Below are 24,774 nucleotides of genomic sequence, written 5' to 3'. Positions count from 1 at the left end.
TGGACAAGTTCTTCATCGAGATCTCACCGGCGCCGGGGCCGCTGCGGGCAGCCTGCCTCACCGGTGCTTCTCCGGCGCCGGGGCGGGCCGGCGGGCCAGGTCGGCGGCGCCGATGATGCCCGCGTCGTTGCCGAGCAGCGCCAGCCCGAACTTCGGGTGCGGCCGGTTCGCCTTGGCCGGCAGGTTCTTCTCGAACGCCACTGTCGCCGACCGCAGCAGCAGGTCGCCCGCGGCGCTCACCCCGCCGCCGATCACGATCGTGGCCGGGTCGAACAGGGTCGCGATACTCGCCAGCCCCTCCCCCAGCCAGCGGCCCAGATCGTCGAACAGCTCCACCGCACACGGATCCCCGGCGGTCGCCGCCTGGGTGATCATCGGCCCGGTCAGCAACGCCGGATCGGTGATCCCGCAGACGCTCAGCATCTGCGCCGCCGCCAGCGAACCGGACTCGGCCTGCGCCCGGCCCTCCCGGACCAGAGCGCTCCCTGACGCGTACTGCTCGATACAGCCCCGGGCTCCACAACCGCACCGATGCCCACCCGGTACGACGCGCATGTGCCCGAGTTCCGCGGCCACACCGTTCGCGCCGCGAAGCAGCTCGCCGCCGATCACGACGCCACCACCGATCCCGGTGCCGACGGTGATACAGACCATGTGCTCGACGTCCCGCGCGGCGCCGAAGGCGAACTCGCCCCAGGCAGCCGCGTTCGCGTCGTTCTCCACCACCACGGGAACCTTGAGAACCTCGGCCACCCGCGCGCCGAGCGGCTCGTCGCGCCAGGCGAGGTTCGGCGCGAACAGCACCGTCGACCGGTCCGACGAGACGAACCCGGCCGCGCCGATGCCGACGGCCTCCACCTCGTGGTCCGCGATCAGCTCGGCGGCCGCTTCGCAGATGGCGGCGGCGGTGGCATCCACCGAGTTCGCCGGGGTGTCGCGGTGGGTGCGGGCGCCGATCTTGCCGTCGGTACCGACCACCCCCGCCGCGATCTTCGTACCGCCGACGTCAACGCCGATCGTCAGTCCCATGGTTCGGGGTCCTCACTCACATCGATCCGGTCCACCCGGGACCGGGCCGGCTGTTCTCCGGGATCCTCGGCGGTCCGCGACTCTGCGTCCGCCCGGGCTTGCCGCGCGGCCTCCGCGGCGGCTTCCAGCAACGACCGCAGCGAGCCGAGTACGCCGGCTGCCGCGCTCGACAACTGCTCGATCGTCTCCGGGCTCGTGGTGCGCACCTTCGCGATCAACTGGCAGACCGGGCACCACTGACACTCCGGCCCACCGCGATGCGCCGTACCGTGCTCATGCTCGTGCTCGTCCGCTGCCTCGTCCGCCGGCTCTTCGTACTCCTGCTCCTGGTGGGACGAGTGCTGGCCCTTGGCTTCGGTGGTCGCCTGCTGCAGTACTGCGAACAGCTTGGCGGCCTCCTCAGCGACCGAGCCGACCGGTTCCTTGGTCACCTGGTGCCCTCCGTGATCGCGGCCGGCTCCGCGTCGTACTGCTCGCGAATGCCCTGGGCCAGCTCTTGGGCCGTCGTACCGGCCAGTGGCTCACGGGGAGCGAACCGGACCTGCAACCGCCCGTTGTCGAGTCGGGCGCCGGCGACGACCGCTCGGGCCAGGGCGGCGGGCAACGGGAGAACCCGGCGGTACGAACCGACCGTGATGATCAGGTCGTCCCCGTGCCGGGCGAGTTCCAGGTCGCTCGCTGTTGCCAAGGGCAACGGCATGGTCAGCGTGTAGGTGCGTCCGTCGGTGTCGATGTGGCGGTCCACCCACAGCGAGGTCTCGTCCGTGGCCCGCGCGAACGGGTCGTCGCCGCCGTACATCTCGACGGCGAAGGCGGCCAGTTCCTCGACGCCGACCGGCTCGCACGCGCGGTACGGCGACTCCCAGATCGGCAGCGGACGGAACGAGTCGGCGACGTCGTCGAGGATGCCGCGCTGGGCGGCGACCCACTGGCGGCGCCAGTTGTCGGCACCGGCGGCGGGGAACACCCGGTTCGCGATCACGCCGTCGACGCGGTACCCGTACAGGGACAAGGTGGTGAGCGAGCGACGGGCCTCGGCGACGACCACCGCCTCGGGCGTCAGCACCAGCCGCACGGAGGCGTCCGGGCCGGCCAGCAGCGCGCGGATGTCCGCGAGGTCGCGGTGCAACCGGCGCAACGCGTCGAACACGCTGTCGTCGGGCATCGGTATCCCGGCCGCCTTGCTGAGCAGCGGCCGGAACGTGCGGGCCACCTTGCGCTCTACGTTGAGGATGCGGTCCATATACCAGTTCAGTGCCTCGGGCAGTGCCAGCAACCGCAGCGTCTCGGCGGTCGGCGCGCAGTCGACCACGATCACGTCCCAACGCCCGGAGCGGACGTGGTCGCGCACCTCGAGCAGCGCGAGCACCTCCTCGGCGCCCGAGAGGACCGTCAGCTCCTCGGCCTCGATCGGGTCGACGCCGACCTCGTGCAGCACCGAGCGCAGGTACGACTGGATGTCACCCCAGGCGCGCTCGAATCGCCGCTGGGCGTCGATCTGCTGGACGAACAGCAGGTCGTCGATCTCGGTCGGCTCGCCGCCGACCGCACTGTCGAAGGCGTCCGACAGCGAATGCGCGGCATCCGTCGACAGCACCAGGGTGCGCAGTCCGCGTAGTGCGGCGAGTGTGGCCGTGCCGGCCGCGGACGTGGTCTTGCCCACGCCGCCCTTCCCTGTGTACAGCAGTACCCGAGTCACCGGTATCAGGACTCGACGCGCTTCTTGAGCCCCTTCAGGGCCGTGTCGATGATGACCTTCTCCGCCTTGCGTTTCAGCATCCCGATCATCGGGATCGCCACGTCGACGGCGAGCCGGTAGGTCACCTCGGTGCCCTCGGCGCCGAGATCACGCAGTACGTAGGCGCCGTCCATGCCCTTGACCATCTTGGCCTGGACCAGCGTCCAGGTGACCTCGTTGCGGGACCACACGTAGTCCAGCGTGTACTCGTCGGAGATCGCCCCGGCGTCCACCTTGAACCGGACCTGCTTGGGCCGTCCCGCCTCGTCGGTGGAGAGCACCTGGGTCTCGCGCATCGAGTCCGCCCACTCCGGGTAGGCCTCGAAGTCCGCGATCACCGCCATGATCGCCTTCGGAGTCGCGTTCACGACGATGGTCGAGGTGGTCTGCTCTGCCATCGATTCACCTCTTCGCTGCCGGGACGTGTTCTGCCGGGACGGGTCCGCGGCCGGTGGTGAGGCCCCGTTGCCCACACCGGAGACTATCGCGGGTTCGGAGTCCGATCTGCCTTCGCCCGCGGCGCGGCCCGACTCCAGCTCGTCCTTGAACCGCCAGAGCCGCTCGCGGTACCGCGCGACGTACTGCTCCTTGAGCTTGCGCAGCCGCCGCTGCCCCGCGGAACCGGTCGGGTCGACCCGGAGGTACCAGTGCACGACCACCCCGTCGCGGACCGGCTCGAGCCACCACTCCGCAGTACCGATCGCCGCTCCGGTGACCGCCCAGCGAACGCCCTCGCGGCCGCGCCGCTCCGACGGGGTCAAGGTCAGCTCCGGCCACCACTCGCGCCAGAGGGTGTCCGCGCCCAGCCTCTCCGCGACGTAGGCTGGATCAGCAACGACCAAGTCGTCGCAACTGATGTCGAGCGATGGCATGCACGTCCTAGTTCCGTGGGTCACATCTGTCTGGCTACTACCGGGTAGGTGACTGTAGCGTGCGCCGGAGTCGACAAATCGTGACCGACTGAGGAGACGCGGATGCGTGAGTACACCGTTCCAGCTGTGATCGAGCCTCCCACCACCGGTGGGCTGAGCGATCCCGTCTGGGCGAACGCCTCCTCCCATCCTGACACCGCCGTCTTCAGCCGCCGGGTCGAGGGCGGCTGGCTGGACATCAGCGCGGCCGAGTTCGCCCGCCAGGTGAGCGGGGTGGCGAAGGGCCTGATCGCGGCCGGCGTCAAGCACGGCGACCGGGTCGCGCTGCTGAGCGCCACGCGGTACGAATGGACGCTGATCGACTATGCGATCTGGAGCATCGGCGCGGCCACCGTCCCGATCTACGAGACGTCCTCGGCATCGCAGATCCAGTGGATCCTGACCGACTCCGAAGCCGTCGTCGCGGTCGTCGAGAACGCCGCGCACGGTGCCGTCGTCGAGTCCGCCCGCACCGAGGCTCCTGCCCTGCAGGAGGTCTGGCAGATCGAGTCGGGCGCGGTCGACCAGCTGATGGTGCTGGGTCAGGAGGTTTCCGATGCCGAGCTCGACAAGCGCCGTACCGCGGTCGTGCCGTCGGACCTGGCGACCTTGATCTACACGTCCGGCACGACCGGGCGGCCCAAGGGCTGCAAGATCACCCACTCGAACTTCATGGACGAACTGGGTACGGCGGTGAAGATCCTCGACGGGCTGTTCGCCGAGGGCGCGTCGACGTTGCTCTTCTTGCCGCTGGCCCATGTTTTCGCGCGGATCATCCAGGTGGGCTGCGTGATGATGCGGGTGAAGCTGGGTCACACCGCGGACGTGAAGAACCTGGTGCCGGACCTGGGCTCGTTCAAGCCGACGTTCATTCTGAGTGTGCCGCGCGTGTTCGAGAAGGTTTTCAACACGGCGAGCCAGAGCGCGCACGCGTCGGGCAAGGGCAAGATCTTCGACGCTGCCGCCGAGACAGCTATCGCCTACTCGACTGCGGTTTCCAACGGTGGGCCCGGCTTCGGGCTTCGCGCCAAGCACGCTCTGTTCGACCGGCTCGTCTACGGGAAGTTGCGCGCTGTGCTCGGCGGCAACGTCCAGTACGCCGTCTCCGGCGGCGCGCCGCTGGGCGATCGACTCGGCCACTTCTTCCGCGGCATCGGCGTACCGGTGCTCGAGGGCTACGGGCTCACCGAAACCACCGCCGCGCTCGCCGTGAACCTCCCCGACGACATCCGCATCGGCACCGTCGGCCGCCCGCTGCCCGGGGTCTCGGTGGGCGTCGCCTCGGACGGCGAGCTCTGCTTCAAGGGCGGGCAGGTGATGGCCGGCTACTGGAAGAACGACGAAGCCACCGCGGCCGCGATTGACGAAGACGGCTGGTTCCACACCGGCGACCTCGGCGAATTCGACGCCGACGGCTTCATCCGCATCACCGGCCGGAAGAAGGAGATCCTGGTGACGGCGGGTGGGAAGAACGTGGCCCCCGCCGTACTGGAGGACCGCATCCGTCTGCACCCGCTGGTCAGCCAGTGCATGGTCGTCGGCGACGGCAAACCCTTCATCGCAGCCCTGGTCACCATCGACCCCGAAACCATCGTCGCCTGGTCCAAAACCCACGGAAAGCCCTCCGACGTGCCGTCCCTGATCCACGACGAGGATCTGATCGCCGAAATCCAGACCGCCGTCGACGACGCCAACGACGCGGTCTCGAAGGCGGAGGGCATCAAGAAGTTCGCCATCCTCCCCGAAGACTGGACCCAGGAAAACGGCGAACTCTCGTTGAAACTCTCCCTCCGCCGCCACATCGTCATGGAAAAACACAAAGAAGACGTAGAAGCCCTGTACGCGAAGTAATACGCCCCTTTTCGTTTTCTCCTCCGTCGTCACTCACTCACCCCCAGGCGGCGCTCCCGCGGCGTGCCGATCTGCTGGGCGGCCGGTCGGCTGGTGTCGGATTAAAGTGGGCAGGCGCACGGGTAAGTAGTGGGTTCGACGGTGGAGAGGGAATCTGTGGCTGACCACATTCGGGGGGCGCGGGTGCTTGACGTGCTGGGGGCCGGGCAGCCGTGGGAAGTGCCGGATGAGTGGGTGGGTGGGGTTCGGGGGCAGTTGCGGGCCTGGGCCGACGATGCGGGGGCGTTGCGGCCGGGGGTGTTTCCCGAGTTTGTGGTGGGGACTCCTGCGGCGGTGTGGTTCCTGCATCAGGTGGCGCCGCTGCTTGGTGGGTGGATTCCGGTACTGCGGGGTGAGTACGCCGACCTTGCTGCTGTGCTGACTCGCGACTTTCATCGGGCGCCGGTGCGGCTTGGTGGTGACGGGTACGTCGTACGGGTCGCGGCTGGGGACTGGCCGTTGCTGGCCGTCGGGGGTGCGCGCGGGTTCAACGAAGAGGGCCGTCGGCAAGCATTGCAGTTGTCGCGCGATGTCGTGAGTTTGTTTGTCGACGCGCCGCCGTTGGCTGCTCGCGCTCGGGCGTTGACGAGTGCGTTCGATCGGGTGCTGGGTGATCGTGAAGCGACCCGGATGCACGTGCAGGCGGACTACGAGACGATCGTGCAGTTCTGGCAGACCGCCGTACTGAGTGATGCCGAGCGGGCCGTGTTGCCGGAGTTGGCTGGGCCCGCTGCGGCGTTGCAGTATTCGCTCGAGGCGCTGCGGGAGGCGCAGGCGGAGTTGTCTGCTGTGGTTGCGGATGATGAGGCTGTTGAGTTTCCGCAGTTGCTGGCTCGGTTGATTCGCGCGACGGGGCTCAAGAGCCAGCCGCCGACAGTCGGGCAGGTTCTCGGCATCGCCGGGTGGGATGTCGAGCACGCGCTCGCCGAGCTGCGCGACCGCTTCGATCCGCAGGTTTGGTTGCGGCGGAATACGGAGTGGCTGGAGCGTGCGGTGGCGCAGGGGCAGCGGATGCCGGCGCGCTCGTGGGCTGCCGCGGCGACGCGCGTGTCGGTGCACCTGGCCGGCGTACTGGAGAACGGCCCGTGGCCGGAGCCCGAGGTGCCCGACCTGAGCGCGTTCTTCCGGATCCTCGACGGTGATTCCGATTCAGCTGCCGGTACTGCGGGTCAGCCGGCCGCTGCGACTCCCATCCCGCTTGCTTGGGCCTCCCCCACTACGGACGCCACCGACGTGCACGAGGTAAGCGACGGCGGCGTACCCGAGCCGGCGGTTGGCGCGGTCGACGGAGCGGAGGTCGACGACGTACGTCACTCGGCCGACGCCGTGAGCGAACCGACCGACGACGTACGTCAGTCGCCCGATGCGGTGAGCGAGCCGGCGGACGACGTACCGACCCCGGCGCACGACGGTACGGCTGCTCTCGCGACCGGGCCGCGGTCGGAAGGCGAGGAATTGGCTGCCGCGGGCAACGACATCGGTGCGCTGGCCGAGTTGGAGGCGTTGGTCGGGCTGGAGACGGTCAAGGAGTCGGTACGCCGGATGGTGGCCGAGATCAAGACCAACCAGCGGCGCAAGGAGTTCGGGCTGCCCACGCAGGAGCGGGCGCGGCACATGGTGTTCGTCGGCAAACCCGGTACGGCGAAGACGACGATCGCGCGACTGCTCGGGCGGATCTACAAGGAACTGGGCGTGCTCGAGAAGGGGCATGTGGTCGAGGTCGACCGGTCCGACCTGGTCGGTTCCGCCGTCGGTTCCACCGCGCCGATGACCGCGGCGAAGTTCCGCGAGGCACTCGGCGGCGTGTTGTTCGTCGACGAGGCGTACACGCTGGTGCCGGAGAACATCCCGGGTGACTTCGGGCACGAGGCCGTCGCCACCTTGCTGAAGATGATGGAGGACTACCGCGACGAGGTCGTCGTGATCATGGCCGGGTACCACCGCGAGATCCAGCGGCTGATGGAGTCGAACACCGGGCTGGCGTCGCGGTTCCCGAAGCTGCTGGCATTCAGCGAGTACGACACCGACCAACTCGTCGCCATCTTCGAACTCCAGGCGCGCCAGAAGGGCATGATCTTCACCGACGAGGTGATGAAGGTGGTCCGCCGGATCATCCCGCCCGCGCCGCGCGGCCACAACTTCGGCAACGGCCGGTTCATCCGGAACGTGCTCGAAGAGGCGATCTCCAACCAGTCGACCCGGCTGGCGCTGCGCGACCCGGACACCCTGACCGAGCGCGACCTGCGCGAACTCCTTCCCGAAGACATCAAACCGGCCGCCTCGATGCGCGCCGAGGACTACCTCCTCCAACGCCCCGGCACCTAGCACCGGCTGTACTGCGTACGACAGGCAGCCGGGGCACCGAGCACGCCAGGACGACGACGGCCGGCGGACGGAAGCCCACCGGCCGCAACGTGCTCAGCTGGAGCTAGGCCTTGGGCTGGGGGTAGCCGTCGGCGAACTCGGCTTCCTCGTAGACGCGGCGCAGCTCGACCGTGCCGTCGCGGAAGGGCGCCTTCTTGACCCAGTCGACGGCCTCGTCCATCGACTCGACCTGCCAGATCCAGTAGCCGCCGACCAGTTCCTTCGCCTCGGTAAAGGGGCCGTCGACAACACTCTGGCCCTCCTCGGTGAAACTGACCAGCTTGCCTTCGCTGGTGGGCGCGAGGCCCTCACCGGACAGCATCACGCCCGCCTTGGTGAGCAACTCGTTGAACCGGCCCATCTCCGCCAGGTCGTCGATCGCCCGCGGGTCCTTGGGGTACGTCTCTTCGTCCGCCGGCGTCATCTTGATCAGCACCATGACTCGCATGTCTGTCTCCTCGAAGTGGTTGCCAGAGCCCGATTCAACCCTGGCCTCATCACCGCGTCGAACGAAGCACGCCAGGATCGACACCTCCGCAAAGGTTTCCGCGCGGATTTCCGAAGTTTCCGTGGAAAGTGCTCATTGGGTGAGCACTATTGGGCGCGAGGATGGGGACATCGCAATCGAGAACGACACCAGGGAGAACCCGATGTTCCGAGGATTTGCCACCATCAGCTTCTACGCCGACGACCTCGCTGCCGCCCGGGACTGGTACGCCGAACTGTTCGAGCAGGAGGCGTACTACGCGTTCCCGGTGGCGCCCGCGGCCCCGGCGTACGTGGAGTTCCGGGTCGGTGACGACGGGGACGAGATCGGGTTCATCGACCGCAAGTACGCTCCGCCCGGAGCGTCCAACGCCGCCGGCGGCGCGGTCATGCACTGGCACGTGGACGACCTGGCCGGCACCTTCGAGAAGCTGCTGTCGATGGGCGCGAAGGAGTACGCGCCGATCACCGCGCACGGCGACAGCGACTTCGCCACCGCCGCCGTGGTCGACCCGTTCGGCAACGTGCTCGGCATCATGCACAACCCGCACTACCTGGAGATCCAGGCAGCCCGCCAGGCGCAGTAAAACCGACAACGTTTTCTCAGTTGATCCCGTCCCGCTGAGCTCGGCGCGGGACGGGATCGTCGTCCAGGAAGCGGGTGATCCGGACGATGTGGCTGCCGCGGATGTCAAGAACGATGTGACCGGCGTAGCGGCGGTCCTGACGCTCCCCTGTCCCGGCTCCTGGGTTGGTGAAGTAGCAGCGGAAGGCGGGTTGAAGGTTGGCGCCCGACTCCTCGAGCTCAACGATCGAGGTGCGGCCCTCGTTGCTCGCCCGCAAGAAGGCCGCGATCGCCGCCGGGCCGTAGTACTCGTGCGGAGCCGGCGGCATCGCCAGCCAGGCGTCGTCGGTCAGCATGCTGGTGATGGTGGTGATGTCGTCGGCGACAAACGCTTCGGCGAATCGCTTGGCCAGTTGGCGTTCGGCCGACGCATCGGGGATCGGACCGCGGCTGTCGACGGGCAGTGCGGCCCGGGCTCGCTGGAGCGCTCCCTTGATCGCCGTCGGGCTGGTGTCCATCAGCTCGGCGACGTCCGGCGTACTGAAACCGAGTACGTCGACCAGGAGCAGCGCGGCGGCCTGCTTCGGCGGCATCCGTTGGAGCGCGGCGACGAAGGCGAGCTCGACGTTCTCCCGCCGTACGGCGTGGGTCTCGGGGCCGGCGTCGGTGAGTTCGTGCAGCCACTCGTCGGGGTACGGCTGCAGCCAGGTGACGTCGCCGCGTCGCGACGGTGCGGGCGGGTCGAACGGCGGGACCGGTTCGGCGGGCGGGCGGCGTTTGCCGTCGCGAATCGCGTTCAGGCAGCGGTTGGTGGCGATCCGGTACAGCCAGGTCCGCACCGAAGACCTTCCCGCGAACCCGCCGAGCCCCCGCCACGCGGCGAGCAGCACCTCCTGCATCACGTCGTCGGCGTCCGTGACGGACCCGAGCATGCGATAACAGTGCAGATGCAACTCACGGAAGTACGGCGCGGTCAGCTCACGGAAAGCCTCTTCGTCCCCCGCCTGCGCCTGGGCCAACACCGTCACCCCGCCATGGTGCCAGTTCCAGGGTCTGCGGTACTACGAAGTCCGCCGACCGTTCCGTTGACGGTCAAGCTGGTGTCTATCCAGTCATCAGCTCGTCCAACGAAAGGAACACCTCGATGACGGAGACCACCATGACGGCGCTCGACACCGTGCTCGCCTACCACCGCGCGTGGACCGGCCACGACTTCGACCTGGCCATGCGATACCTCGCCGACGACATCGTCTGCGAGGCCCCGGCCGGCCGGATCGAAGGTGCCGCGGCCTTTCGCGATTTCATGGAGCCGTTCTCCAAGACCGTGACCAGCTCGACGCTGCTGTCCGCCTTCGGCGACGAGACCACCGCGTTGCTGATGTACGACACCGTGACCATCCCGGTCCCGCACGCGCCGGGCGCCGAACTGCACACGGTCGAGAACGGCCGCATCACCCACCTGCGGATCATCTTCGACCGCCTGCCCTTCACCCAGGCCCGCACCAGCTAGCCCGGATCGGACGCCTGGAGCAGGTCACCTGCCGCCGGTGAAGGTGATGCCGTTGGTGATCTGCTTCTGGGCGAAGAAGAAGATCACCAGGCAGGGCAGGGTGATCAGCACAGACGTTGCCATCAGCAACGGAGTGTCGGTGCCGTTGACCGACTGGAAACCGGCCAGCGCCAGCGGCAGCGTCTTCCATTGGTCGGAGTTGATGTAGATGGCCGGTCCGAGGAAGTTGTTCCAATAGCCCATGAAGAGCAGGATCGAGACCGCCACCACCGCCGGCCGGGCCAGCGGGAAGTAGACGAGCAGGAACATCCGGAACCAGCCGCAGCCGTCGACGACCGCCGCGTCGGCGAGTTCGGCCGGCATCCGGGCGAAGAACTGGCGGAACAGGAAGATGTAGAAGGGTGAGCCGAAGAACGCGGGCAGGATCAACGGGTACAAGGTGTCGATCATGCCGAGGTTGTTGAAGAGCATGAACTGAGGAACCATCGTCACCTCGCCGGGCAGCAGCATCGTCGCGAGCACGACGGCGAAGACGATCCCGGAGAAGCGCACCTTCAAGCGAGCGAACGCGAACCCCGCCAGGGAACACGAGAAGACGGTGCCGACGATCGGGATGAGCGTCGTCAGCACGGAGTTCAGGGCGTAACGCCAGAAGGGAAAGGACGTGACCGCGCGGCTGTAGTTGGCCCAGAGGAACTCTCGCGGCCAGATGCTCGCACCCGCCGACCCGACGCCGGCGAGCGAGCGCAACGAGGTGGCGACCATCCAGAGGAACGGGTAGACGAACGCTAGCGAGCCGAGAGCGAGTACGACGTACAGGACGATCGTCAGCACCAGGTTGCGGCGCCAGAACGGCCGGTCGGGCCGTCGCACCGCACGAGGTTCGGCGGCGGTCCGTTGGGGTGACTCGACCAGGACAGCCATGACCTCAGCCCTTCCTCACGCGCGGACGGCGGCGGCCGCCTTGGTCGGATTCGTAGTAGACGGCGAACGAACTGCCGCGGGCGGTGACGGCGGTCAGCGCGAGGATGATCACGAAGAGGATCCAGGCGAGGGCCGACGCGTAGCCCATCCGGAAATTCTGGAAAGCGTTGTCGTAGAGGTAGTAGACGAAGAACAACAGCGAGTCCTTGGGCCCGCCGGTGGCGATGAAGCCCTGGGTGAAGATCTGCAGCGCGCCGATGATCCCGGTCAACGCGTTGAACAAGATGATCGGTGACAACTGCGGCAGCGTGATGTGCCAGAACAGACGCGTCACGCCGGCGCCGTCCAGCGCCGCTGCCTCGTACAGGTTGGAGGGGACGTCCTTCAGACCGGCCAGATAGATCACCATCGCTCCCCCGACGGTCCACAGGCTCATCAGGATCACCGTCGGCAACGCCCAGGACGCATCGTTGAACCAGCCCGGCCCCTGGACGCCGACCTTGGCCAGTACGTCGTTCGCCAGCCCGTACTGCGGGTTGAAGACCCACAGGAACAGCACCATCTGGGCAACGCCGGAAACCAGGCTCGGCAAATACCAGATCGTGCGGAAAAGCCGGATTCCTGGCAGGTCGACGTTCATCAGCAGCGCGACCAGGAACGCGAGCGCGGTCTGCAGCGGCACTGAGATCACGGCGTACAGCAAGGTGACCTTCAGAGCCTGGCCCACGCGCGGGTCGCTGAAAGCCTCGCTGTAGTTGGCGAATCCGACGAATCTCGGCGGCGTGATCAGGTCCCACGACGTGAGGCTGACATAGATCGACGACACCATCGGCCCTACGGTGAAGACTGCGAAGCCGATCAGCCAGGGCGAGATGAACAGCCAGAACGCGATGGTCTTGTCGGCCCGCGGCCATTTCCGCTTCGCCCCGTACGCCGCCAGCCCGATGACGGCGTACAGGACGACGAGCAGGATCAGGAACGGGACCAGCGGCACCAGCGCCGCGGGAACTCCCCAGGACTCCGCCAGCGAGCGGATCCAGCCGATCGTCGGGTTCACGGTCTACCTCACTGCTTGAGGGCTCGGGTGCACTTGTCGTTCAGCTGGGGAAGGATCTTCGCGACGTCGTCCTTGCCGGTGCCGAGAGGCGTGTAGCTGGTCATCCCCTTCTCCGCATCACCCGAGATCTGTGCCTCCTTGGCCACCGAGACACCGACCTGACCGGTCTTCAGCGCCGTGGTGAATGCGGCCAGGTTGCGATCCGGCGGCAGTACCTTCTCCAGCGTTGCGGTGGACGCCTCGATGATCGGTACGCCGAGCGCGGTGTTGCCCTGGATCAGCTTGTCCTGAGCGACCTGCTGCGTGCTGGCGAATTCGACGAACTTCTTGGCCGTCTCCAGTTGCTTGCCGGTGGCACTCTTCGCGATCGCGAGCCCGTCGACCTCCATCGGGAATCCCTTGCCCGGAACGGGAACCAGCGTCCAGTTCGGCTTGCTGATCTTGACGAAGTCGGCCACGGTCCAGGGTCCGAAGTCGCTGAAGGTCCCGAGCCGGCCGGCCGCGAACCACTGCGCCTGGTCCTGGCCCTGGATGTCCACCGAAGACGGCGCGTACCGGTTCTTCTGCAGGTCGACGACGTACTGCGCGGTCGCGACGCCGGTCGCGTCGCCGAAGGTGCACGCGGTCGCGTCGGCGTTGTAGTAGCCGCCTCCCGCCGCGGTCAGCCAACCGCGGTACCAAAGGTTGCTGGAACCGAAGACGCGCGTCTTGCCATCTCCGTGGGACAACTTGGCCGCGACGGTACGGAACTCCTCCAGCGTCATCGGCGTGGTCTTGCTCGGCAGCGGGATCCCGGCAGCCTTGAAGGCGTCGACGTTGATCGCCATCACCTTCGGTTTGGCGGCGAACGGCATCGCGTAGTACTTGCCCTGGTACTGCAGCGCCGAGGAGATGTTGGGTTGCACGTATTTCGAGGGGTCCACCTGCTGCTCGGCGAAGCTGGGCGCGAAACCGGCCAGGCTGGTGTTGCTGATCTCCATCACGGTCGACTGGGTGTGGGCCGCGATCGAGGTCTGGAGCTTCTGCTCGTAGTCGGCCTGGATCCAGTTGGTCGTCACCTTCGTGCCGGGGTTGGCCTGCTCGAAGGCGGCCGCGATCGCCTTCAGTGAGGCGGCTTCGGAGTTCGTTCCCCAGAAGGAAAAGGAAATGTCAGCGGACTCTTTGTTTCCGCCCGCTGCCGGCTGGGCGTCACCAGTCGCACAGCCGGCGGCGAGAAGGAGTGCGGCCAGGCCGGCACCAACCGGCAGGAGGCGGCGGTTGAAGAGTTTCATGAGGGGTCCTTGGGGTGAGGGGAGAACCGGGCGGTCTCGCCGGGTTCGAGGGTCCAGGTGCCGGCCGAGCCGATCGACACGTGCAGCGGCCCCGGTCCGCTGTGCACGGTGACCTCGGTGGAGTGCCGCCCTTGCTGGGTGATGCGTAGGTCCCAGGTGCCGACCGGTACGTGGTCGGCCTCCAGCCAGCCGATCTCGGTGGGGAGATGGGAGTCGATGGTCAGGGATGCCGACGCCGCGTCCGGCTCCAGCCCGAGCAGGCCGGCCACCAGGTGCTGGACGACGGTGAAGGAGATCTCCGGATAGTCGTCGCGGCTGTCGATCAGGTGCCGAAGCCAGCGCCAGGCAGACTCGTCGCGACTGTGCCGGAAGAAGACCTGCGGCAAGTAGCTGAAAGCTTCGATGTTGGCCGGCGGATGCTCGAACAGCTGGGTTTCCAGGTAGTCCAGGAAGAGCTCGTTGCGTTCACCGGTCCCGCTCAGGCCGAGCATCGGGACGAACCAGGTCGCCTCCAGTCCCCAGCCGAAGTCGAGACCGGTCTTGTTCCGGCCACGGGCGAACCGCGCCTTGTCCGCGTCCCACCACGAGGTGAGGAAGTCGGCCTGGATCCGCTCGGCACGGTCCAGAAAACGTTTCGAGTCTTTCCGGGCGCCGAGACCCGGCGCAGTGCCGACGAGCTCGGTCGTCGCCGCGTGCTTGCCGAGCGCCCGAAGCGCGGCGTACTGCGTGGCCAGGCCGTCCGCCGCGACGAGCAGCGGGTGTTCGGCGTCCTGCTCGTTGTACGTCGCAGTGCCGAGGAAGATGTCACCAGTGCCCGAGGACTCTGGGACACCGTCACCGTCACGGTCGTGCTCGGCGACGAAGTCGTCCACCGAGTGGAGGTAGTACGCCGCGAGGTCCGGATCTTCGATCCAGCGCCGGTCGCCGGTCCATTCGTACTGGCCGAGCGCGGAGTAGGTGAGGTCGAACACCGCGGGGATCTCCCGGACGAAGTGTTCGTCGCTGTGGTGGTCGAGGGCCGCGATCGCGCCGTCGAAATGGAAGGCCCACAACGGATACCACCGGCGGGCCTTGGTCGCCGACCGGGCGAAGTGCCGCATCATCGCGAAGTTCTCCGCGTCCAGGCCGAGCAGGTGCGCGCCGACCGCCTGGTGGCAGACGTCGCGGGAGTAGAACATCGCCCGGGACGGGTAGCCCGCCCAGTACGACGGCAGGTTGCCCGGCTCAGCATCGGTCCGGACCCAGTCGAGCGCACGCTTGCGGGCCCAGCCGAAGGCGTCCTCGAGATAGCCCAGATCCGACCTGACCGTCAGGTCCGACATCGCCGCCCCTTTCGGGTGAAGATGGGATATTAGCGCTAAAACTAGGCGTGCCGACTGCCTTCGTCAATATCTTCGACGGAATTGATTTTAGCGCTATAGTCGAACCTCTACAGTGCGTACGACGAACAGGAGTGCTCCATGTCGCCTGCTGTCCCGGAGGTCTGTTTCGAGATCAGCTCCCCCGACGGCTCCGTCCGCCGGACGGGTACGGTCTCGGCCGCGGCCGACGTGACGGAGCTTCCGGGTGAGCCCGGCGTGCCGGCCTTCGAGGTGGTGGCGGCGGACCTGAGGACCGAGCCGGTGCGGATCCGGTTCACCTGGCCGGTCGACTCGGCGATCACGCTCTGGCGCGCGACCCAGGGATCGCACCGCGAGCTACCGACAGATTGGGGTTCGCATCGCGATATCCGCTCTGTTCGCTCGGCTCCGGTCGCCGCCTTCGTCGGGCTGGACGACCGCTCACCCCTCACGATCTCGTTGTCGGCGGCGGTCCGCGGCTGCGATTTCGCGGTCGGTGTGAACGAGGAAACAGCCGAGCAGTTGATCCAGCTGACCGTCGACGACATCGAGCCGGCGCAAAGTCCGGCGGATGGTGTGCGGCGGTTCGTCCTGCGGGTTGATCTTCGAGGGCTGCAGTTCGCCGAAGCGCTTCGTGGGGTGAGCGACTGGTGGGCGGCCGAGCTGGGCGACAGGGTCGCGCCGGTGCCGGCGCTCGCGCGGGAGGCGATGTATTCGACCTGGTACAGCGACCATCAGCACGTGTCCGCGGAGTCGGTGGAGCAGCACGCGCGCGAGAGCGCGCAGTACGGGTGCAGTGCGGTGATCGTCGATGACGGGTGGCAGACCGAGGACACCGCTCGCGGGTACGCCCACTGCGGTGACTGGGAGCCGACCAGTAGCAAGTTCCCCGACATGGCCGAACACGTACGCCGGGTGCACGACCTCGGGCTCGCCTACGTGCTGTGGATCGCTCCCCCGCTGATCGGCGCGCACTCGAAGGCTTGGGATCGGTTCCAGGACCGCACCCTCGGGTACGTCGACGGGCTCAGCGCATCGGTGCTCGACCCGCGGTACCCAGAGGTTCGCGACCACATCGTCGAGTGCTGCGTCCGCCCGGTCCGGGACTGGGGCGTCGACGGGCTCAAGATCGACTTCATCGATTCCTGGGCCTGGGAAAGCGCTCCCTCCGTTCCCGACGGCGACTGCGAAACCGTCGACGAAGGCGTCGAACTGATCCTCGCGGCCGTCACGGCTGAGCTCCGGCGACTCCGCCCGAGCTTGCTGATCGAGTTCCGCCAGGACTACGTGAACCCGCGGCTCTGGCAGTTCGGCACCTTCCTGCGGGCCGGCGACTGCGCGATGGACGCGGTCGAGAACAGGGTCCGTACGATCGACGCCCGCCTGCTCGCGGGCGATCGCGCGGTCCACTCGGACATGCTGATGTGGCATCCCGAAGCACCTGCGGAAGCGGTCGCCCGGCAGTTCATCGGCGCGCTGTTCAGTACGCCGCAGGTCTCCGTCGAGCTGGGCAAGCTGTCCGCCGAACACGACCGCGTGGTGCGATTCTGGCTCGCCTTCTGCAAGGACAACGCCGAGACGCTGCTGCACGGCGTACTGACTCCGAGCAGGCCTGACGCCCGCTACACGCAGGTCCGCGCGTCGTCCGAAGAGTGCACGGTGGTGGCCGTTTTCTCCAACCCTGTCGTGCATCTGGCCGACATCAAGCAGCGGCTGCTGCTGGTGAACGGCGGCGAAGAGCCGCGCCTGCTCATCGAAGGTGCCGGAGCTGACCCGGTCGAACTCGTAGTGTTCGACTGCTCAGGCGCAGAGTTGTCCCGTACGACGACCACACCACCCGCCGGCCTCTGGGCCGTCCAGGTACCGGTCGGCGGAGTGGCCCGGATCGAGCGGGTCTGACCAGGTTCGAAGGGGGCTGGATGGCCGAGGCGAAGAAGCAACCGAGACGCCGTACGACGGTGGCCGACGTCGCACGGCTCGCAGGGGTGTCGGCGATGACGGTCTCCAACGTGCTCAACGCGCCGCACCGGGTGAGCGAACCGACGGTCCGGACCGTGCAGGCGGCGATCGACGAGCTCGGCTATACCCCGAACCATGCAGCACGCGCTCTCTCGTCCGGGCGAAGCCAGGTGATCGGACTGCCGCTCTACGTGGAGGACGACGAGTTCAGCGACCAGAACCCCGGCCTGGGTGGATTCCTGCACGGGCTGCTCGGCGGCCTGGTGAAGTCGGCAGCGATCGACGGGTACGGCGTCCACGTGACGACTCCCACCGAGGGAGCAACCGAGATCGCGCTCTACGAGAAGCTGATCGCGGCTCGCCAGGTGGACGCCATCGTCGTACTGGAGACGATGCCGCAGGATCCGCGGATCGAGTTCCTCTCCGCGCGTGGCTTTCCGTTCGTGGCTTTCGGGCGGACGGGCCCGCAGCAGCGCCAGTGCTGGGTGGATGTGGACAACGAGACGTCGATGGGCGCGATCGCCCGGCACCTTCGCGCGACCGGCCGGAGCAGGGCTGCCTACCTGGCGACGGCCAGCAGCTTGCCATGGGTGCACCAGCGTCAGGACGGGTTCCTGCAGGAGTTCGACTCGCCGCACTCGGTGGAGTCGTTCAGCGAGTTGGACGCTGTCGCGGAGTACGTGCTGGGGGTGCTGGATCGGCCGGAGCAGCCGGATGTGTTCGTGGCCGACAACGATGCGTTCGCTGTGGTCGCGATGCGGGCGTTGCAGCGACGTGGCGTGAGGGTGGGTCAGGATGTGGCGGTCACCGGGTTCAACGACTTCCCGTTCGCGAGCATGCTCGACACACCGTTGACGACTGCGCGGATTCCGCTGCGGGACATCGCTTCCTGCCTGTTCTCCCGCGCGCTGCAGGAGATCAACGGCGAGCCCGATCGGCCGGGCCGCCTCGTCACCGCTCCCCTGGTAATCCGCTCCAGCGCCTAGAAACGATCACTCCAGCGGTCAGTTCGCTAGTCGTCAGCGCGGCAGTCCGCTCCAGCGCTTGGCGGCTTCGACGTAGCGGGGTATCCAGGGGGAAGGGTGGCCGGGTTTCCAGGCGATGACCGTGGTGTAGGGCTCGGCGTCGGGGACTGGGCGGTAGACGATGTCGGGGCGGAGGTTTCGCTGGGTGAACGTGACCGGCAGCAGCGCGATCGCCTGTCCGAGGGCGATCACTTCCAGCATCTGGGAGCTGTCCTGCACCACCGGACCGACCGGAGTGCCGGCCGGCCGGCCGTCCCGCTGACCGCTCCAATAGTTGCTACCAGCAACTGTCTGACCCGCGCGGTGGCTGAAGACCTGGCCGCGGAGATCGGCGACGCTGAGCACCTCGCGACTGGCCAGTTCATGGCCGACCGGCAGTGCCGCCATCCGGCCCTCGACAGCCAGCACCTCCTGGGCGAGCGCGTTGTCGAGATGCGGCGAACCGATGATCGCCAGGTCGGCGCGACCGTCCATCACCCGCTCGACCTGCTCGCCGAAACCACTGACCTCGAACTGGATCGCCGGCGCTCCCGGCTCGTCCCGCAATTCCCGGGCGACGAAGTTGAGCAGGTCGGTGGCAGTGCCCGGCTTCGCGGTGACGACGAGGGCCGCGGTCTGCGACCCGGCGCGCCGCGTACGGCGTACCGCGGCGTCGAGGGAGTCCAGGACCTGGGCCGATTCCTTGAGCAAGGTCTCGCCGGCTTCGGTCAGGCTGATCCGGCGCGGATCGGAGCGGTCGAACAACGCCACGCCGAGGCGGCTCTCGAGCGCGCGCATCGCCCGTGAGAGTGGCGGCTGGGCGATGCCGAGCCGCTCGGACGCGCGGGTGATGTTCAGGTCCTCGGCGACCGCGCGGAAGTAGCGCAGTTCACGGATCTCGGGTTCCGCCATACCTCCAGGGTATGCCGGGCTACCCGATCGGTCTTTTTCTTTCCGGCCCGCTGCGACTGAACTGGACGACATGAACACCAATGAGGTCGCACTGGTCACCGGTGCCAACAAAGGAATCGGCCGGGAGATCGCCCGGCAACTCGCAACGCTGGGGCTGACCGTCTATCTGGGGGCCCGCGACAACGAACGCGGCCGGACCGCCGCGGCGGAACTGGCCGGCGACGGCGATGTCCGGTTCGTCCAGCTGGATGTGACCGACCCCGACTCGGTCGCTGCCGCGGTGAAGGCGATCGAGGCGGACGCGGGCCGGCTCGACGTCCTGGTCAACAACGCGGGGATCGCCGTCGAGTGGGACACCGCGCTGGTCGATCTGACGGCCGAGCACCTGCGGACGACGTACGAGGTCAATGTCTTCGGCGTGGTGACGGTGACATCGGCCTGCATCCCGCTGCTCCGTCAGTCGCCGAATGCCCGGATCGTCAACATCTCCAGCAGCCTCGGGTCGCTCGCGAAGTTGAGCGACTTCGAGAGCCCGCAGTCCAAGCATCAACTGCTGGCCTACAGCTCGTCCAAGGCCGCGCTCAACGCACTGACGCTCTCGTACGCCGCCGCGCTCCGGGCCGACGGCATCAAGGTGAACGCCGCCACGCCGGGTCTGGTCCCCACCGATATCAACGCGGGCGCGCCCATCCCCCGCGGCAACCGCACGGTCGCCGACGGAGCCGCCGCACCGGTCTATCTGGCGACCCTCCCAGCCGACGGCCCCACCGGCGTCTCCCGCGGCCCCAACCCCGACGACTCCATCCCCTGGTAACCAATCAAGCCGGTACGCCGGCGCACCAGTTCGGCCGGTACGCCGGTCAGTCGCCCGAAAGCGCTCTCCGGGCGAGCACCATGGTCGTCACCGTCCCGACCACGCCACCCACGCAGATCGCCAGATTCGGCCGGATCAGCGTGCCGAGCACGCCAGCGCGATCCCCACTCCCTGAATCGCCATCAACCCGCTGGTCTGGACGGTGAACAGCCTCCCCCGGTACGCCGGCTCGACGGCGGCGAGCACCAGCGGATCGATCCCCTGGTTGAACGCGTAGCCGGACCCCGAGATCGCCAGCAACACCGCGGCGACGGCGACCGGCGGCTCGGCCACGAAGGCGATCGCGGGCACTTGGGTCAGCAGAATCAGAGGCACCACAAGCCGCCTCCGCACACGTGGCGAGAGCCGCGAAGCAACCAGCTCGCCAACGATCGAACCCACCGCATAGCCGGTCAACAGCGCACCGGCCAGCGACGCGGCGACGCCGAGCTGGCCGGTGTAGGCGACGGCCAGCCCGTCCGGCATCGAGGAAAACGCCGGAACGACCCAGGACAACACGACCAGTCGCCGGAGCCGCGGGTTGCCGAAGACATATCCCAACCCAGCAAGGGATTCCCGCACCGTACTACGAGTTGCCGTGCCGCTCCTCGGCGTCGATGGCGTGCCCACCCCGATGAGCACAGCCGATGCCGCGAACGAGGCGGCGTCGAGCGTCAGCAGCCAACTGGGCCCGACCGCAGCGACGGCGACCGATCCGATCGCCAAGCCGGTCAGGATCGTCAGCTGACCGATTGCCCTGAGCAACGACCTGCCGACCGGGAACAGCTCGGCATCCAGCAGGTGAGCCAGGCTTGCGGCCCGCGCACCGGCGAAGATGGGAGCCACGACGCCGGTCACCAGCAGCAGGGCGAGCAGACCCGCGACCGGCATGCCCGGAATCAGCATCGCCGCGATCGCGGCCGCACAAATCAGATCGCAGCAGACGAGGACGGGCCTGGCCGGGAACCTGTCCGCGATCGAGGAGAGGACTGCTCCGCCGAGCGCGTACGGCAGGAACGAACAGACCAGCACCAAGGCGGACAGCAACGGCGACCGGGTCCGTTCGAAGATCATGATCGCGAGCGCGACCTCGGCCGCGACCGACCCGGCCATCGAGACACCGTGGGCGATGAAGACCGGCCGCAGGCCGGGCACCCGTAGTACGGAGTTGTAGCCCGCGGGGTGGGCGGAGATCGAGGTGGACACGGCAGAGAGCGTGCTCCGGGCGTTCCGGGCGCGCGTACTCTTTCGGCTATGACCGAAAGTTCCCAGCCGTGACGATTCTCAAGTTCGGTCAGGCGGACGCGCTGCGGTGCCGGTTCGGGATCTCACCGTTGTGGGAGACGATCTCGGCGGTCCGGGTGCTGAACGGGCCGCGCCACCGGCCGCTGTACTCGCCCTGGGTCGCGGCCAAGGCCGACGCGACGGCCGGCCTGGAGTTGGAGCTGCTGCGAGCCGTCCAGCCGCGCACCGGCTACACGCCCGACTTCCTCACTCCCCCGCCGAAGGCTTCGCGCGCCCGGTTCGAGACGGAGATCGCGCGCGTTCGGAGTACGCCTCTGCACCAGGTGCGGGCCGAGCTGATCCAGTCCCGCGACACCCGGAACAATCCGGGCGCGCCGACGATCAACAAGATGCTGACCGATCCGGCCGCGGCACGCGAAGGGTTCGCGGCCGAGATCGAGGCCGCCTGGCATGCCTTGATCGAGCCGGACTGGCCGCTGATCAGCCGGGTCCTCGAGGACGACCTCGCCTACCGGGGCAACCAGCTCACCTCGGGTGGACTGGCGAAGCTTTTCGACGATCTGCACCCTGCGCTGGCCTGGGCCGACGACCGATTGATCACGTCCCAGTTCCGGGAGCAGGACCGCGAACTCGAAGGCCAAGGGCTCTTGCTCGTACCAGGAGTCTTCGCCTGGCCGTATCTGGTCCTGGTGACTGCGACCGGCTACCAGCCAACGGTGGTGTATCCGGCTCGTGGTGCAGCCCGGCTCTGGTCCGACGCACCGGCTCCCCCGGATCCACTGGCGACGCTGCTCGGCCGCACCCGGGCGACGCTGCTGGTCGCGCTGGATCCACCCGCGACGACGAGCGCTTTGGCAGCGCAGTACGGGCTGGCTCTGGGGACCGTGGCGGAGCACCTGGGAGCGCTGCACGGGGCGGGTCTGGTGAGCAGACGACGTACGGGGCACCAGGTGCACTACCGGCGTACGGACGTCGGGCAGGCGGTCGTCGACGCCTCGGTGGGCTGACGTGGGCTGACATCCCACCAGGACAAGGCAATGCGGGTCAGAATGCTGCGGTGAGCAAGGTACCGAAGGCGCCCGCGCCCAGTATGCGACACACCCGTCGGTGGCCCGCTTCGCTGGCGGTGATCGTGGTGCTCGGGCTACAGCTCGCAGTACCGCCGCAGCTCATGGACCTGCCGCGCTGGTTGCTGCCCGCCTTCGGTGCCGGGCTGCTGGTGCCGCTGGTCTGGACGAACCCGCTCCGCCTGCACGTGGACGAGCCATGGCTCCGCAAGGTCGAGCTGATCCTGCTGGCGGTGCTGGTGGGGATCAACGCGCTCTACCTGCTCGAGATGATCGTCTACCTCGGCGATCACAGCACCGACGGTCTGGTGCTGGTGAAGGCCGCGTTGCTGATCTGGGTAACCAATGTGGTGGCCTTCGCGGTCTGGTACTGGGAGATCGATCGCGGAGGGCCGTTCGCGCGGATGCCCGAGCACGAGCACGAGGAGGAGCGTGCGGACCTGCTGTTCCCCCAGATGACGCTCGACCTGCCCGGGTGGCAGGACTGGCTCCCAGGTTTCACCGACTACCTGTTCGTCGCTTTCACCGCGGCCACTGCCTTCAGTCCGACCGACACCATGCCACTCACCGCCCGCGCCAAGACGCTGATGGGATTCCAGTCCGGCGTGTCCCTGCTGACCATCGCTATCGTCGCCGCCCGCGCGGTCAACGTTCTCTAGCTCTCTGCCAAGGGAACGGTGCGATGTCCGGCTCCACCCAACCTGCCTTTGCCGCCCGGTCCGCCAGGGTTGCCGAACTGTAGAAACGCAGGAGCAGACGCTTGTCGAGGAGCGCCGGATTACGGTCGGCGAAGGCGTCGAAGTCGTCGACCGGCTCCTCCGTCGCGTGGTGTCCGACCAGTTCCACCCACGCCCTGCTCATGGTCGCGTGATACTTCTGCGGCGCACCGGCGTACCGCGCGGTCTGCTGGATCCCCTCACTGACAAGGCCGATCGCGGCCGCCACCCCGTGCCGGCGAACCGCCAGCCAGGTCAGCCGCACATGCTCGCGATGCCCGAACCGGTCGGCCGTCCGCAGCGTCTCGGTCATCAACGCCTCGAAATCACTCATCACTACCTCCTCCCGCCAGCGCCCTGAGCACCCGGCGAAAGTTGCGGACTACTTCTACCGGCAGATCCGCCAAGGCCCGGTCTTCGATCTCCGCAAGAGCGGCCGCGATCACTCCCGCCGTCTCCCGTCCGTACTCCGTCAGCTCGATCAGGACCGCCCTGCGATCCCCCGCCCGGGCGCCCCGGGTGAGACAGCCCCGCCGCTCGAGCCGATCCAGTACGCCGGTCAGCGTGGTCGGCCTGATCCCTATCGCCGCACCCAGCTCCGACACGGTCCGGGCCCGGCCGTCCGACAGGTTGCCGAGCGCGTTGATCTCGGACGGCGACAGATCGAGGTCCACCAGTTTCGCCGTGAGCTCTTGGAGCGTCGCGTGGGTCGCCCGCTGCAACTCCAGCAGTAGTCGCACAGGTTCTTCCGATTCGGATATCACGATTCCGTACTATACGGATTCGTAGTATCTGCCCGCAACCGCTCACCAGCTGGAATTGCTCTCGACGGGCGTGTAATGAGTGTGAAACAGTTACACCCATGTACAGGAATCGGCCTGGACGACGAGTGGGGAGCTGAGATGCACGCGACGCCGGATGCCGCCCGGACCAAGTCGATCGGGCTCGGGTTCGCCTTGTTCTCGGCGCTGACCTTCGGCGGTTCGGGGCCGTTCGCGAAGGCTCTGATCGGCGCCGGCTTCTCCCCCGAGCAGGCTGCTTGGTTGCGCATTCTGGGCAGTGCCGTCGTCCTCGTCCCGCTGGTGCTCATCCTCCGTGGCCGCGCCGGGGTGCTCGCCGCGCGGAAGTCCTGGCCACAATTGGTGCTCTACGGCCTGACCGGGATCGCCGGCTGCCAGACACTGTTCTTCATCGCTGCCAGCCGGCTGCCGGTCGGCGTGGCGATCCTGCTGGAGTTCACCGGGCCGGTGCTCGTGGTCGGCTGGCTGAAGTTCGGCCGGAAGGTCGCCGTACCGCGGGCTGCCGCGCTCGGCGTGGCCATCGCTCTCGTCGGGCTCGCCACCGTGGTCGAGGTCTGGTCCGGACTCCAACTCGACCTGCTCGGTCTGCTGGCCGGGCTCGCGGCCGCCGCCTGCCAGGCGACGTACTTCATCCTGATCGACAAGCTCACCGGCGTTGCGGATCCGCTGGTGATGACCGCCGCCGGCAGCGTCGTGGGCGCGATCCTGCTGACGGCGATCTCGGCACCCTGGGCCGTCCCGTGGCACTCGCTGACTGACACGATTGCGATCGGCCACCGCTCCGCGCCGGGCTGGATCTTCGCCGCCTGGCTCATCATCGTCAGCACCGTCGTCGCGTACCTCGCCGGCGCCGCCGCAGTACAGCGCTTGTCCGCGGCGATCGGTGGAGCAGTCGCGTACGTCGAGGTCGTCGCGGCCAGCCTGTTCGCCTGGATCCTGCTCGGCGAGACGCTCAAGACGAACCAGATCATCGGTGGCGTCATCGTTCTGCTCGGCGCCTTCGTCGCGCAGTCGTCCGTCGGCAAGGTGACCCCTGGCGAACTCCCGGCCACCAGCGATCCCGAGCCGTCAGAACCTGCCCTCCACCGCGCCACGCTCTGAGCCACCGCCGCTCGAAGCGGGTGGCACGATGG

General features: G+C 67.8%; 24 protein-coding genes. 10 read left to right on the top strand and 14 right to left on the bottom strand.

The window, feature by feature from the left end; all coding sequences use genetic code 11:
* Positions 1–57: 57 nt before the first annotated feature.
* From DIZ26_RS11845 to DIZ26_RS38295, 4 genes are read right to left on the bottom strand one after another with little or no spacing between them, the layout of a single operon-like run.
* Positions 58–1,029, bottom strand: a complete 972-nt coding sequence (locus DIZ26_RS11845) for an ROK family glucokinase (RefSeq protein WP_112240362.1) — start codon at positions 1,027–1,029, stop codon at positions 58–60.
* Complete coding sequence (locus tag DIZ26_RS11840; RefSeq protein ID WP_112240360.1) at positions 1,020–1,460, bottom strand: hypothetical protein; 441 nt, start codon at positions 1,458–1,460, stop codon at positions 1,020–1,022. Before DIZ26_RS11840 ends, DIZ26_RS11845 begins: the two co-directional genes overlap by 10 nt.
* On the bottom strand, positions 1,457–2,728 hold the full coding sequence (locus tag DIZ26_RS11835) for an ArsA family ATPase (protein ID WP_112240358.1): 1,272 nt from the start codon (positions 2,726–2,728) through the stop codon (positions 1,457–1,459). Before DIZ26_RS11835 ends, DIZ26_RS11840 begins: the two co-directional genes overlap by 4 nt.
* A gap of 5 nt (positions 2,729–2,733) precedes the next feature.
* Positions 2,734–3,639 carry an SRPBCC family protein gene (locus tag DIZ26_RS38295; RefSeq protein WP_112240356.1) on the bottom strand — a complete coding sequence of 302 codons (906 nt, stop codon included), beginning with the start codon at positions 3,637–3,639 and terminating at the stop codon, positions 2,734–2,736.
* A 102-nt stretch (positions 3,640–3,741) separates the two neighbouring features.
* Here DIZ26_RS38295 and DIZ26_RS11825 point away from each other — a divergent pair, with 102 nt between their 5' ends.
* Positions 3,742–5,529, top strand: coding sequence for an AMP-dependent synthetase/ligase (locus DIZ26_RS11825; protein WP_112240354.1), 1,788 nt, complete (start codon positions 3,742–3,744; stop codon positions 5,527–5,529).
* A gap of 183 nt (positions 5,530–5,712) precedes the next feature.
* On the top strand, positions 5,713–7,893 hold the full coding sequence (locus tag DIZ26_RS11820) for an AAA family ATPase (protein ID WP_112240352.1): 2,181 nt from the start codon (positions 5,713–5,715) through the stop codon (positions 7,891–7,893).
* A gap of 103 nt (positions 7,894–7,996) precedes the next feature.
* Here DIZ26_RS11820 and DIZ26_RS11815 read toward each other — a convergent pair whose 3' ends face one another.
* Positions 7,997–8,380: a YciI family protein gene (locus DIZ26_RS11815; RefSeq protein ID WP_198676048.1), complete on the bottom strand. Its 384-nt coding sequence runs from the start codon at positions 8,378–8,380 to the stop codon at positions 7,997–7,999.
* A 202-nt stretch (positions 8,381–8,582) separates the two neighbouring features.
* Here DIZ26_RS11815 and DIZ26_RS11810 point away from each other — a divergent pair, with 202 nt between their 5' ends.
* The gene (locus DIZ26_RS11810; RefSeq protein ID WP_112240350.1) at positions 8,583–9,005 is read left to right on the top strand and encodes a VOC family protein; all 423 of its coding nucleotides are present in this window, start codon (positions 8,583–8,585) and stop codon (positions 9,003–9,005) included.
* A 16-nt stretch (positions 9,006–9,021) separates the two neighbouring features.
* On the opposite strand, the gene DIZ26_RS11805 is transcribed toward DIZ26_RS11810, so the two are convergent.
* Positions 9,022–10,011 (bottom strand): RNA polymerase subunit sigma-70, encoded by a 990-nt coding sequence (locus tag DIZ26_RS11805; RefSeq protein WP_112240348.1) that lies wholly within the window; start codon positions 10,009–10,011, stop codon positions 9,022–9,024.
* A gap of 116 nt (positions 10,012–10,127) precedes the next feature.
* Between DIZ26_RS11805 and DIZ26_RS11800 the strand changes: the two genes are divergently transcribed.
* The gene (locus DIZ26_RS11800; protein WP_232828280.1) at positions 10,128–10,493 is read left to right on the top strand and encodes a nuclear transport factor 2 family protein; all 366 of its coding nucleotides are present in this window, start codon (positions 10,128–10,130) and stop codon (positions 10,491–10,493) included.
* Between the two features lie 24 nt (positions 10,494–10,517).
* Here DIZ26_RS11800 and DIZ26_RS11795 read toward each other — a convergent pair whose 3' ends face one another.
* From DIZ26_RS11795 to DIZ26_RS11780, 4 genes are read right to left on the bottom strand one after another with little or no spacing between them, the layout of a single operon-like run.
* Complete coding sequence (locus DIZ26_RS11795; RefSeq protein WP_112240346.1) at positions 10,518–11,417, bottom strand: carbohydrate ABC transporter permease; 900 nt, start codon at positions 11,415–11,417, stop codon at positions 10,518–10,520.
* A 4-nt stretch (positions 11,418–11,421) separates the two neighbouring features.
* Entirely contained in the window at positions 11,422–12,474 is a 1,053-nt protein-coding gene (locus tag DIZ26_RS11790) for a carbohydrate ABC transporter permease (protein WP_198676047.1), read from the bottom strand.
* Between the two features lie 8 nt (positions 12,475–12,482).
* Positions 12,483–13,745 carry an extracellular solute-binding protein gene (locus tag DIZ26_RS11785; RefSeq protein ID WP_112240344.1) on the bottom strand — a complete coding sequence of 421 codons (1,263 nt, stop codon included), beginning with the start codon at positions 13,743–13,745 and terminating at the stop codon, positions 12,483–12,485.
* Complete coding sequence (locus tag DIZ26_RS11780) at positions 13,742–15,067, bottom strand: hypothetical protein (RefSeq protein WP_112240342.1); 1,326 nt, start codon at positions 15,065–15,067, stop codon at positions 13,742–13,744. The genes DIZ26_RS11785 and DIZ26_RS11780 overlap by 4 nt, the downstream gene beginning before the upstream one ends.
* A 138-nt stretch (positions 15,068–15,205) precedes the next feature.
* Here DIZ26_RS11780 and DIZ26_RS11775 point away from each other — a divergent pair, with 138 nt between their 5' ends.
* Together DIZ26_RS11775 and DIZ26_RS11770 are read left to right on the top strand one after the other, a co-directional pair.
* Positions 15,206–16,984 (top strand): glycoside hydrolase family 36 protein, encoded by a 1,779-nt coding sequence (locus DIZ26_RS11775; protein WP_112240340.1) that lies wholly within the window; start codon positions 15,206–15,208, stop codon positions 16,982–16,984.
* Positions 16,985–17,004: 20 nt separating this feature from the next.
* A complete protein-coding gene (locus DIZ26_RS11770; RefSeq protein ID WP_112240338.1) occupies positions 17,005–18,030 on the top strand; it encodes a LacI family DNA-binding transcriptional regulator in 1,026 nt (341 codons plus the stop codon).
* Positions 18,031–18,063: 33 nt separating this feature from the next.
* Here DIZ26_RS11770 and DIZ26_RS11765 read toward each other — a convergent pair whose 3' ends face one another.
* Entirely contained in the window at positions 18,064–18,960 is an 897-nt protein-coding gene (locus DIZ26_RS11765) for a LysR family transcriptional regulator (protein WP_112240336.1), read from the bottom strand.
* A 70-nt stretch (positions 18,961–19,030) separates the two neighbouring features.
* Between DIZ26_RS11765 and DIZ26_RS11760 the strand changes: the two genes are divergently transcribed.
* Entirely contained in the window at positions 19,031–19,774 is a 744-nt protein-coding gene (locus DIZ26_RS11760) for an SDR family oxidoreductase (RefSeq protein WP_112240334.1), read from the top strand.
* Between the two features lie 135 nt (positions 19,775–19,909).
* On the opposite strand, the gene DIZ26_RS11755 is transcribed toward DIZ26_RS11760, so the two are convergent.
* Positions 19,910–21,019, bottom strand: coding sequence for an MFS transporter (locus tag DIZ26_RS11755; RefSeq protein WP_232828279.1), 1,110 nt, complete (start codon positions 21,017–21,019; stop codon positions 19,910–19,912).
* 68 nt (positions 21,020–21,087) lie between these two features.
* Here DIZ26_RS11755 and DIZ26_RS11750 point away from each other — a divergent pair, with 68 nt between their 5' ends.
* Together DIZ26_RS11750 and DIZ26_RS11745 are read left to right on the top strand one after the other, a co-directional pair.
* Positions 21,088–22,065: an ArsR/SmtB family transcription factor gene (locus DIZ26_RS11750; RefSeq protein ID WP_112240332.1), complete on the top strand. Its 978-nt coding sequence runs from the start codon at positions 21,088–21,090 to the stop codon at positions 22,063–22,065.
* A 50-nt stretch (positions 22,066–22,115) separates the two neighbouring features.
* Positions 22,116–22,784, top strand: coding sequence for a hypothetical protein (locus tag DIZ26_RS11745; protein WP_198676046.1), 669 nt, complete (start codon positions 22,116–22,118; stop codon positions 22,782–22,784).
* Here the strand turns inward: DIZ26_RS11745 and DIZ26_RS11740 are convergent.
* Both DIZ26_RS11740 and DIZ26_RS11735 read right to left on the bottom strand, forming a co-directional pair.
* Positions 22,771–23,175: a hypothetical protein gene (locus tag DIZ26_RS11740; RefSeq protein ID WP_198676045.1), complete on the bottom strand. Its 405-nt coding sequence runs from the start codon at positions 23,173–23,175 to the stop codon at positions 22,771–22,773. The two genes, DIZ26_RS11745 and DIZ26_RS11740, sit on opposite strands and share 14 nt — an antisense overlap.
* Complete coding sequence (locus DIZ26_RS11735; protein WP_198676044.1) at positions 23,168–23,581, bottom strand: MarR family winged helix-turn-helix transcriptional regulator; 414 nt, start codon at positions 23,579–23,581, stop codon at positions 23,168–23,170. Before DIZ26_RS11735 ends, DIZ26_RS11740 begins: the two co-directional genes overlap by 8 nt.
* A gap of 162 nt (positions 23,582–23,743) precedes the next feature.
* Between DIZ26_RS11735 and DIZ26_RS11730 the strand changes: the two genes are divergently transcribed.
* A complete protein-coding gene (locus DIZ26_RS11730) occupies positions 23,744–24,742 on the top strand; it encodes an EamA family transporter (protein WP_112240328.1) in 999 nt (332 codons plus the stop codon).
* Positions 24,743–24,774 lie beyond the last annotated feature (32 nt).

Source organism: Kribbella monticola, from assembly GCF_003261635.1.
GTDB lineage: Bacteria > Actinomycetota > Actinomycetes > Propionibacteriales > Kribbellaceae > Kribbella > Kribbella monticola.
Note: the sequence above shows the minus strand (reverse complement) of the source record. Positions and strands in the feature narration are given on the sequence as shown.